Raw genomic sequence first — 10,712 nt, 5'->3', positions numbered from 1 at the left:
TAACACAATTATAGTAGAAATTTTTAATGCCTTTCCAGAAAGATTTTTCATCATAAATTTTTAACAGCAAAAGAACATTTTTTTTTAAATTCATAATTATATTATATTATCCATAAATAAATCTATTTTAATCTAATTCTAGAAACACTAGCTATTTGATGTTTATAAAAAAAACCTAAAATACACAGTAGATTAATTTGAGATGCAGTCGCATCTGTTTGTTTGCCTCTAAAATATTGGAACATTCTAAATTTACGCTACCAAGTTATAGAATGATTTGAACATAGTTTGTCGGGATTAATTATCTAATCGTTACTTAACATGCGTATAACTTCAATTCTGAGTATGAATATCAGTAAGTATATAATTCTATAGCATAAATTAAATTCCGACAAAGGCAGTATATTACAAGTATCGCCATTTGCATTTAGTGAGATATAATAATTCATTATCCATCACTGCTCTATTGCTTAAACAAAACCAGGACATCTTATCGCAATCATCATTCACAATAACAAAAAAATGTGCAAAGTCAGTGATATTTGCATTATATCTCATTAAAACACTTCCAATAACAGGCATTTTTTCAAAAACCAAACACAAAAACAATAAGAATAATCTCTCAAAAATAAATATTTATCATTCTTAATAAAATTTAACATTTTAATATAAAGAAGAAAAAAATCCTCTTCATCCATTTTCAAAATAAAACAACCAATTATTAATCAAATAAATACATTTTAATTAACTCAATTCCGTTTATGATTGATGATTTCTAACAATGCTCTTTTCAGTGTAACCAAAAAAAGTTTTTCGAAAAAACTATTGTGTATTTTAAAATTGATTGTATTTTTGCACCCGCAATAGCAAAGTAGGCCCGTTCGTCTATCGGTTAGGACGCATGGTTTTCATCCATGTAAGAGCGGTTCGATTCCGCTACGGGCTACTAAGAAAAAGCTTCAGAGAAATCTGAAGCTTTTTTCGTTTATATTTACTTTAAAGAAATAAAAACTACACTCTTTAGAGAATAGATAACACAAAGGTTTACAAAATTTAATCAATAGCTTTATAAATCTTTGCAGTTAAATCAACACAAAAAAAGGACTGCATTAATAATAAATAATAGTAAAATGGAGCAAATTTTAGAAAAGCTAAACTTTTTTATTGAGAACAATTTACCTCTTGTACTGTCGAATTATACTGAAGATGATTTTGACATGATTTTAGATGAAAGAGACGAAGACTATTTTTCTGAAAAATGGATGGAAATATTTGATATCATCAAAGTGAAAGTTAGTGAAAGTAAAATAGACAAAACTAGTAGCCACAGCTTAAGAGAAAAAGTTTTTAAACTCGTATATTCTATAACAAATCATCCTGATTTATCTTCCTACGTATCTGATGATTTTGGCTTAATATTACAGTCATTAGAAATTAAACATAATGATTACTGGTTAAATTCGCTGTGGTTAGAATATAAAAAAGGCAATTTACCACATGGCCAATTAGCAGAAACTAAAGGTGAATTAATTGATTTAATCTAAAGAAAGCTTCAGATCTCTCTGAAGCTTTCTTTTTTAGAACTTTTGATATTACTAGTGATATTTACAATTCTTCCTTCACTCGGACTCCATCTCTCCTAATAATATATGCAGGAACACCAATTACGGTACAATTCTCAGGAACATTTTTTACAACTACAGCATTTGCTCCAGCCTTAGAGTTATTTCCCATTTTTACTTTTCCAATTATTTTTGCACCTGCATTAATTGTTACATTATCTCCTAATTCAGGACTATCAGTCGCATTAGAAAATCCAATAGTTACTTGCTGATTAATCCAACAATCGCGTCCAATAGATTTAGCAGATATTATTGTTGCAAAACCATGCTGAATAAATAATCCTGGCCCAATATTTTTTGTCAAAATAAATAGTGTATTCATCTTCGGACACATCCAATTTATTAAAAAAGAAATCTTTCCTACTCTTACATAAAAAACGTTTCTATATTCTGGGTAAAATGTCATAAGTGTTAGGAAACCAAATTGAGTATTGCTTCCTGAATTAGTTATCTTCAGCCAACGTTCGACATCATAATATATTACTTTCTTATTCCCATGAAAATTAAACAAAAGAATATGAGGTAAAAGTCGTATCGCACTTAATATTACAACGATTTTTTTTATATTATTTTTCATCTTATTTCTTGTAAATGCAAAATTTGCCTTTGTTTAATTGATATTACTTAATAATGGCGCAGTAGACCTTATGCTTACCTCTAAATTAAGATAGATTTACAAAGGTTTGCATTATTTTTTTGCCAAATATATAATATTTATCCTACGAATCATTAAGCCTTATATATATTTTAAGGAAACATTAGACATTACGTTTTTTATAGTAGATATTAATGCCAGGTAAGAAATCAAAATTATAATCTCGCATTCCTAAACTTATCTCTCTTTTGTAATTTCTAAGAACTATAACAAAGGTTATGAGATTTTTATAGATTTCATAAAATACGAAAAGTTGTACAGATACAGGAATCTTAATGTATTTTTATATAGAAACACTTCCCTAAATGAGTCATTATTTCTCTTTTCTAAATAAATTACATTTGCTTATTACTCTTTTTCAACACATTAGAAATATAAAATAATATGCGAGTGTCTTAACAATTTAATAATATATTTTCCTAATAACTGAGTTCGTTCTAATAAATGTTTTTATAAATTTGTGGCCTTGTATTTAATAGTTTTTACTTCACAGTATTTAAGACTTGGTAACCAAATACTCTATCATTTTGTCACTTATATATAAGCAACTAATCATGAGATCCTTTTACTTTATTGTTAATATAAAAGATATATTAACCTTGAGAAGTCCACTTCTGTAGTCTTTAAATTATTTACACTAAAAAATATTACCCACAATTCAAATATCTAATTTACAAACAAAACAACAAACAATTCCCTCACAATCTTTATTCATTAAATTATAACAGTAATTAAATCCAATGCTTAAAAAACACACAACCCAAATTCTAATTTTTACCCTTTTAAGTTTATTTTTTTCCATCAATTCATTTTCTCAAAAAAACATTTACGCAGGAATTGAAATCGGACGTAGAGCAATAAAAACTTCTGTTGTAGAGATAAATAATATTAAGAAAGCAGACTATACAATTCTCCACTTCTCGAATGAGAGAATTAACCTTGCCGAACATATTTCTACTTACGGAGAGCTTCCTCAGGACGACATTAATAAAACTAGCAATATAGTTCTTAGTCAACTGAGAGAAATAAGAGCGAAATTTAAAATTCCCGAAGAAAATATTTTTATAGTTGCTGCTCCTGCTTTTTCATCTGCTCGCAACATTGACGTTTTAAGAAATAGAATTTCTACTTTAACTAGCAAAAGTTTTGATATAATTAATGTTGACGAAGAAGCTAAAATACTAGTTAAAGGTGCTATACCACCTGTTGATTATTCAAACGCTCTGCTCCTCGATATTGGTGCCCAAACTACTAAAGGCGGATATATTGATGAGATTGGAGATAACAGATTAGAGTTTATTCCTTTGGAACTTGATTTCGGTACAATGACACTTACTGATGCTGTTAAAAAAACGGTTGTAAATCAAAGTCAAGCTAATGATATGTCAACCTATCAGGAAAAGGCTTTTGATTTTAACCCAATTCTGCGTAAGAAGATAAAACAATTGCTTGATGCAAATCCTCTTTTATTAAAAAAGGAAAAGATTTATTTATCCGGAGGAGCTGTTTGGGCGTTTTCAGCTCTTTATTATGATGAAAACACTAAAGACCATTATATTTCTTTTACGTTGGAGGACGTTATGAATTATGATGCAATCCTGAAAAATAATTTCGGTAAGTTTACTACCTATGCTAAAACGAATAAAGAAGCTGCTAGAGTTTTGACTACATACGATCAACGATACCTTATTTCAGCAAACAACATACTAGTAACTTGCCTGGAAAGTATTCCAAATTTAGAGAAAAAGAAAATATACTTTGTAAAAGACGGACAAGTAACTTGGCTTATGTCATACATTGCTGATCGCTCTAAAAAAGTAAATACTAATTTTTAAGTATCTTTTTTTACACTCTTACAAAGTCTATTCTGTTTTGTCATTATAGAACTTACATATAACATTAAGCAAAGCTTCAGAGAAATCTGGAGCTTTTTTTATAGAATAGTATTTTAAGCCTGATCAAAAGATAATGTTGCTAAATCGTTGCTGAAAAATTCATTACTTATAGTAAATTAGCTTTATATTAGCTTTTAAAAGACATAGTGAACATAGACATACTCATATCGCATTTTGATAATTATCTTCCTCTTGACAGCAAGGAAAAGGAAGAATTGAGTAATCGTGTGATTGAAAGAAACATCAAGCGGAGACAATTTATACTTCAGGAAAATGATGTTTGCAGGCATTATACTTTTGTTATTTCTGGACTTTTTAAAATGTATGCTGTTGATAAAAACGGAACGGAACATAACATTCAATTTGCTTCAGAAAATGAATGGATTACTGACATTGGTAGTTTTCATTCTGAACAACCAAGCCGACTTTATATCGAAGCTATGGAACCAGCTGTTATTTTGCAAATAGAAAAATCAAACCTTTTATATCTCTACACTCATTTTCCGAAATTTGACCGAAATTTTAGAGTTATTATCGAAAACAAATTTATTGAACTCGAAAATAGGGTTCTACAAAATATTAGTTCTACTGCCGAAGAAAGATATCAAACTTTTCTAGGTCAATACCCGAAACTTTCTAACCGAATTCCTAATACTCAAATAGCTTCTTATCTTGGTATAACTCCTGAATTCCTGAGTAAAATCCGCAATAATATTACTAAAAAGTAATTTACCCTTAATATAGTTTAAGGATATTTCTTAAACTTGTTTATAAGTGTTACACTTCTGTTTACCTCAACTTTGTAATGTAATTAAAGCATTATAAAATGAAAAAAATACTAATCCCAATTTCTTTGCTCTTGCTGATGGCAAGTTGTCAAAAACAAACAGAAAACAAATCCGTAACAAATAATTTAAAACAAGTAGAAATGAATACAACAGCAGAAAAAACAGCCATAGAAAAATTATTTTTCTCTTATCGTGATGCCTTAAACACATCAGATGTATCTAAAGTTTTGTCATTATACACTCAAGATGGTGTATTTATGCCAACCTCTGCCCCAACTGCAAAAGGCCAACAACAACTAAAAGATTCCTATGAATTTGTATTTAAATCAATACAATTAAACATTGAGTTTTTTATCGAAGAAATAAACATTAGTGGAGATATTGCTTATGCAGTAACAAACTCAAAAGGCACAACATTAATTCACGCTAATGGACAAACTGTTTCAGAAGAAAACAGGGAGTTATTTGTATTGGCAAAAGAAAATGGAGAATGGAAAATTGCCCGTTATATGTTTAATAAAACAAAATAATCAATAAAACAATTCCAGAATTGTCCTGTGAGGGGTGCAGTAAAGCTTCAGCGAAATCTGAGGCTTTACTATTTTATAACCCTTTTATTATAGTTAAATAAAATTCCGAATAAGACAAAAAAAGCAAATCTAACAATTGCTAAAAGTTTTAGCAATTAAATAGTACTACACTATTTTAGAAATCATCATAATAGCAATAAAGGAAACCACAGCAAACACTATTGAGTTAATAATTCTGTCTTTTCTCTTCATCGATTTTTCTGATATGTCTAGCTCTGTCAAATCTTTTTTTCTTGTTTTATTTGCTTTCATGTTTTTTAATTTTAATTCATAATATTAGGAATCAAAGTGTGCAAACTGTATGCCAAAGCAATCAAAAATAAATTAAAGCACTAAATACCAATAAATTAAATAATTAATATTGCTGTTTAATTTATAATACCTATCAAAATGATAAGGTTAAGCATTCAAAATGAAAGGGATAACACTCTATACAGCTGTTTTTTTTTGCAAGACACAATTTATAATTTTATATTTACGGTGTTCATTTATAGCTGGTAAAATATACAAATTTCACTTCTCTTAGATACTTTTTATTGCTTGCCCACAACTTAGACAATTTGAATAAAAAAAAACAAACAATTTTACTTATGAAAAAACAATTTCTACTTTCAATCTTTCTGTCATTTAGTTTTATGATTACATTACAAGCACAGGAAAAAGGTACTAGCGACATTAGTGTTAATATCGGTTTTGCAACATCTACAGAGTTGTCAAATCTTTTTGCTGATGTTTTTTCCAGCGCTTTTACTGGTAATTTAATTAAAACTGGTGATATGAAAGCAGGTCCAACTTTTGGTATAACATACCGTTATGCGATTGCCAATAGATGGATGGTACAAGCAGATGGATTTTATCAAAAAATGTCGCAAGATGTATATGTAGGAAACACAAAAGATGGTACAGTCGATTACTCTTATATTACGGTAGGTTTAGGTACAGATTATCGTTATATCTCTAATACTATTTTCCAAATGTATTCTGGAGTTGCGGTTGGTTACACTTCTGAGAATGTAAAGAATTCAGGAGGTCAAAGTTCCGTTGATGGAGATGGCTTTATAAACTATCAAGTAAATGCCTTGGGATTTCGTGTAGGGAAAAAATTTGCCGCTTTTGCCGAATTAGGTTTTGGATATAAAGGTATCATTAACACAGGCGTTTCGTACCAGTTTTAATATTACAGAAAAAAAATATAAGATTTTAATAAACTCCTCTATTACAACAAAGCTTCAGATTTCTCTGAAGCTTTGTTGTTTATATTTTTATGCTAGTTTTAAAATAGTATTATAAGCTAAATTCAGCGTAAAGCCTCCTTTCGCACAACCGAAGTTTTTATCACCTATTCTTCTATTACAAAATCAAAATTCCCATCAGCGGGGATGGTTAATATTCCTTTTTTATGCATTTCGTCTGTTGCTTGTGTATAGATGAAATGATACCACCAGATAAAAAATTCCTCGAAAGATATCTCCTTATCATAACCTAATTTAGTGTAAATCTTTTTACTGTATTCTCTTTCGCTTTCCAGAATCTTTAATAAGTCTGGCAAATAGTTTTTAGCTATTTCTTCAAACAAAATATTGTCTGATTTAGAAACTAAATTTCCGAATGAATTTGTTTTTACATGAAGTCTGTTATTTCCGTAAACACAAACGTCTTTGCTATCTATTTGTTCTGACTGATTTCCGTAAATTCCAAAAGATTCTGTTTTTGCATTTGTATTTTCACTAATTCTGTAATAGTAATGATTTCCGTGTCTTAAAGGTCTGTCTTCTTGCTTTAGAAATCCTTTTTCGACATCATTAATTTGCCAGGAATCTAATAATACATTACTTAAAATAAGGAATGACCATTTTTGGAAATCTTGTGTTTTTGAAATCTCTGTTTTTCCAAATTGCAGTTTTATATCGGCTAAATTTTTAATTATTGATTTGGTTATTTTTTCCGAAATGGGTTTTGCATATTTATAAAGCAGTTCACCATCTTTTGCATCGGTAATAAAAACTGTTGGTTTATATTGATTATTGATTTTATGAAGCCAATTTTTAGATTCTAACAAGGTAATTAAACTCGTCATTTTTTCATCACTAAACTTTGTGAATTTCTGAAAATCAGCTGGCGAAAACCCTTTATGGAGTGCAAATAAAAATATATCTAAACTATCTTTACGTGTTTTGAAATTAGGAAAATTATCTCCTCTAGAAATTAGAGATTGCTCGATTTTTAATTTAAAAATGTCATCGATTTTGTTTTGAGCATTTATATTTTTTCCAAATAACAGAAAGATTATAGTCAATAATTTCAGAATTCTCATAGCTTTTTTATATATAGTATTGGTAATTAATTCGTAAACAATAAAAAACAGCAAATTAAATGGATTTACACCATATAACTTGCTGTTTTACCAATGCTAATATATAGCATTTATACTACAAACAATAAACTACATAATTTTAATTTTATGCAATTATATTTACCTCGGTATCTGTGGACGCTCCATTTTATATTGTCTTCCCGATAAGGTTTTAATAAAAGAAACCAAGGCTATAATCTCATCATCATCTAGATTTAGAGGTTGCAACAACACATCTGTTTGTGGAAATAAAGGATCTGCAGCTTTTTCACTTTCATCTGGGTCTATCATGTGCATTCCGCTATTGTATATATTAATAATTCCTGTCATATTATCAAACAAACCATTATGCATCCATGGTCCTGTGTGCATGACATCGCGAAGTGAAGGCGTTCGGAATTTCCCGACATCTTCTGCCTTTTTAGTAATATGGTAAAGTCCTAAATCTTCATAGTCTCTTTTATAATAGGTAAGTCCTATATTGTGGAATGATTCATCGGTAAAATATTTCCCTGAATGGCAATTCATACAACGCGCTTTGGTACGGAAAAGATGCAAACCGTGTATTTCCTGGTCTGATAACTTACTGTAATCTCCTTCGATAAAAGCATCAAACCGGCTTCTTTTACTCAGTATTGTTTTTTGGAAAGTTGCCAATGATTGCAAGATTTTATCATAAGTAACATCAGTGTTTCCGTATGCATTTTGAAATAAAACTTCATAGCCTTTAATTTTTTTTATCTTTTTAGCCAGACTTTTAGCATCCATATTCATTTCATGATGTGCTGTAATTGGTCCTTGCGCCTGCTCTTCTAACGTTGTTGCACGACCATCCCAAAAGAATGATTTTCGCGCATTAATATTATATAAAGACGGTGTATTGCGCTTGCCTTGCAAATGATCATTACCCAAAGATACTTCTCTCCCATCTCCCCAAGCCAGTTCTGGATCATGGCAGCTACTACAGGAAACCTGATTAGAACCTGAAAGTTTTGGGTCAAAGAAAAGCATCTGACCTAGTATAACTTTAGGATCATCCATCCTTTCGTAATAACTTGTATCTACATCCAAAGGTTCAAATTCTTTCCAGATAATACCTTTGTCGATAGTTGGTTTTGGCCATTGATTTGTTGGCTTACTATAAAGTTCTCTCCAATTGGTATTTGCTATTTTTTCGCTTAGCGTAACGCTAAAACTCAATAATGAATATACAATACCAACGGACAGAATAAGAAAAAAGGTTTTTAATAAAATAGACTTCATTATAAAGTAATAGATATTTTACAATGCCTATTAAAACGTCATTCCTAGTGACATTTGAAAATAAGTATTGTTTTTGTTTTTAGAATAATTGTAGTAATCCAAACCTGTTTTAATGAAAAAATTAAGGTCTGTTTCATATTTGTAATCCCAACGTGCTGTTAGATTTACTTTGGTATATGCTGCTGATAAGTAAGCAAAATTATAATCTAACATTTCAAAAATTTGATTTGTATTTATGCGATCACTAAGTTTCATTTTTGAATCTAGAGCCCAGCTATGCTCTAATGATGTCGAGACTTTAATTAATGATTGCGACACCAATTTTGAAACCGAAAAATCTAATCGACCAATACCTTGCTGTATATCGATAGTTCTTAAGGGATCTATATATTTTGTTGCTGTATTTTTTAAATTAAAACTTGGCGTAATTGACCATGATAATTCTGGATTAGGAATACTGTATAAACCTGAGAATATAACCGATGTAACCTGGTTTGTATATTTGGTAGCTTCGGATATTTTTACGTAAGATGATGAAGTCTGATTGTCGAATATATTCTCGGTTCCTGCCCGATCAATATAATAAAATCCGATTTTTGTACCCCAAGCCTTTTCTTCTGATTTTTTTAAATAAGAAACTTCTCCATCATAACGTTTCTCTAGAATACTAGATGCGATAAGGTCTTGAAATTCGGTCATTATTTTTTCATAATCAAAATGGTTATATCCAATCGATAAAGCAAACCCATTCCTGTCTTTTGGAAATAATTGCACATTTGCTCCATATCCTTTCCCATCATAATAAGAGCTCAGTTTGTTTCCTGTAAGTAGGTTGTTATAGACTCCAAGTCCTGTCATATGATACACAGCGGGTGCGCCTAACTCACTGAAGAATTTCAAATTATTTGACTGCGTGTATTTTTGCAAATTAATAGCTGATCCAATCACATAATGATTTCCTATGTTTCGGGATATTCCAAGTGCTACTTTTAGATCCGAAACTGTATTTTTAGGTCTGGGATCTATATCTCGGTATTCCATCAAGGCACGGTATTCGGCAACGATACCCAAGGTCATTTTTTGATATCCTTTAGTATAACCTCCTTTAAAAGAATATTCTTCAAAAGAAAGATCTCCTCCTATAGAATCGGCGGTTACATAAGGATATATTACCTGATAATCTGAGCTTTCGTTCCAACGCACATTTTTACGTTGACCATTTTTATAGTTTGCATTTCCCCAAACCGTATTTTTAGGATCAATCTTATAATAGGATTGTGCGTTAATAAGAAACTCACTAATGCCATTTCCTAATTGTTGAATATTTGTTTGCTGCGATGTAGTATTATAACCGGCGCTAAACTCTGATAAGGAATAGCGACGTGCATATTGCATATTTGCAGGGTTTGTATAAAATGCATTAGAAAAATTATTTTCGGGAGCTAAGTCTTCATGAATACGGACAAGAACCGAGGTACTATCCTGTGCATGTAGCATAGCTGAACTAAAAATAATAAATAGAAAGATGGAACGAAAACTCATGATT

General features: G+C 30.2%; 10 protein-coding genes and 1 tRNA gene. 6 read left to right on the top strand and 5 right to left on the bottom strand.

All coding sequences use genetic code 11. The annotated features are described in order from the left end of the window. The first annotated feature begins 874 nt into the window (after window positions 1-874). Together B8T70_RS16545 and B8T70_RS16540 are read left to right on the top strand one after the other, a co-directional pair. Window positions 875-946: transfer RNA gene (locus B8T70_RS16545), tRNA-Glu, on the top strand. Window positions 947-1,130: 184 nt separating this feature from the next. Beyond that, complete coding sequence (locus B8T70_RS16540; RefSeq protein ID WP_052259339.1) at window positions 1,131-1,544, top strand: hypothetical protein; 414 nt, start codon at window positions 1,131-1,133, stop codon at window positions 1,542-1,544. A 61-nt stretch (window positions 1,545-1,605) separates the two neighbouring features. Here B8T70_RS16540 and B8T70_RS16535 read toward each other — a convergent pair whose 3' ends face one another. Then, complete coding sequence (locus B8T70_RS16535; RefSeq protein ID WP_086895535.1) at window positions 1,606-2,199, bottom strand: serine O-acetyltransferase; 594 nt, start codon at window positions 2,197-2,199, stop codon at window positions 1,606-1,608. A gap of 818 nt (window positions 2,200-3,017) precedes the next feature. Between B8T70_RS16535 and B8T70_RS16530 the strand changes: the two genes are divergently transcribed. The 3 genes from B8T70_RS16530 to B8T70_RS16520 all read left to right on the top strand — a co-directional run bounded on the left by B8T70_RS16530 (window position 3,018) and on the right by B8T70_RS16520 (window position 5,490). Then, on the top strand, window positions 3,018-4,112 hold the full coding sequence (locus B8T70_RS16530; RefSeq protein ID WP_039111468.1) for an exopolyphosphatase: 1,095 nt from the start codon (window positions 3,018-3,020) through the stop codon (window positions 4,110-4,112). A 206-nt stretch (window positions 4,113-4,318) separates the two neighbouring features. After that, complete coding sequence (locus tag B8T70_RS16525) at window positions 4,319-4,900, top strand: Crp/Fnr family transcriptional regulator (protein ID WP_039111469.1); 582 nt, start codon at window positions 4,319-4,321, stop codon at window positions 4,898-4,900. 98 nt (window positions 4,901-4,998) lie between these two features. Continuing rightward, window positions 4,999-5,490, top strand: coding sequence for an SgcJ/EcaC family oxidoreductase (locus B8T70_RS16520; RefSeq protein WP_086895534.1), 492 nt, complete (start codon window positions 4,999-5,001; stop codon window positions 5,488-5,490). A 165-nt stretch (window positions 5,491-5,655) separates the two neighbouring features. Here B8T70_RS16520 and B8T70_RS23910 read toward each other — a convergent pair whose 3' ends face one another. Then, window positions 5,656-5,802, bottom strand: a complete 147-nt coding sequence (locus tag B8T70_RS23910; RefSeq protein ID WP_165572306.1) for a hypothetical protein — start codon at window positions 5,800-5,802, stop codon at window positions 5,656-5,658. A 338-nt stretch (window positions 5,803-6,140) separates the two neighbouring features. Here B8T70_RS23910 and B8T70_RS16515 point away from each other — a divergent pair, with 338 nt between their 5' ends. Continuing rightward, complete coding sequence (locus tag B8T70_RS16515; protein WP_039118761.1) at window positions 6,141-6,725, top strand: outer membrane beta-barrel protein; 585 nt, start codon at window positions 6,141-6,143, stop codon at window positions 6,723-6,725. A 164-nt stretch (window positions 6,726-6,889) separates the two neighbouring features. Here B8T70_RS16515 and B8T70_RS16510 read toward each other — a convergent pair whose 3' ends face one another. The 3 genes from B8T70_RS16510 to B8T70_RS16500 form a co-directional block, all read right to left on the bottom strand. Further along, window positions 6,890-7,864: a hypothetical protein gene (locus tag B8T70_RS16510; RefSeq protein ID WP_086895533.1), complete on the bottom strand. Its 975-nt coding sequence runs from the start codon at window positions 7,862-7,864 to the stop codon at window positions 6,890-6,892. A gap of 159 nt (window positions 7,865-8,023) precedes the next feature. Then, entirely contained in the window at window positions 8,024-9,166 is a 1,143-nt protein-coding gene (locus B8T70_RS16505) for a cytochrome-c peroxidase (RefSeq protein WP_086895532.1), read from the bottom strand. A gap of 30 nt (window positions 9,167-9,196) precedes the next feature. Then, complete coding sequence (locus B8T70_RS16500) at window positions 9,197-10,708, bottom strand: DUF6850 family outer membrane beta-barrel protein (protein WP_086895531.1); 1,512 nt, start codon at window positions 10,706-10,708, stop codon at window positions 9,197-9,199. Between the last annotated feature and the right edge of the window lie 4 nt (window positions 10,709-10,712).

The sequence above is a fragment of the Flavobacterium sp. AJR genome, from assembly GCF_002156885.1.
Classification (GTDB): domain Bacteria; phylum Bacteroidota; class Bacteroidia; order Flavobacteriales; family Flavobacteriaceae; genus Flavobacterium.
Note: the sequence above shows the minus strand (reverse complement) of the source record. Positions and strands in the feature narration are given on the sequence as shown.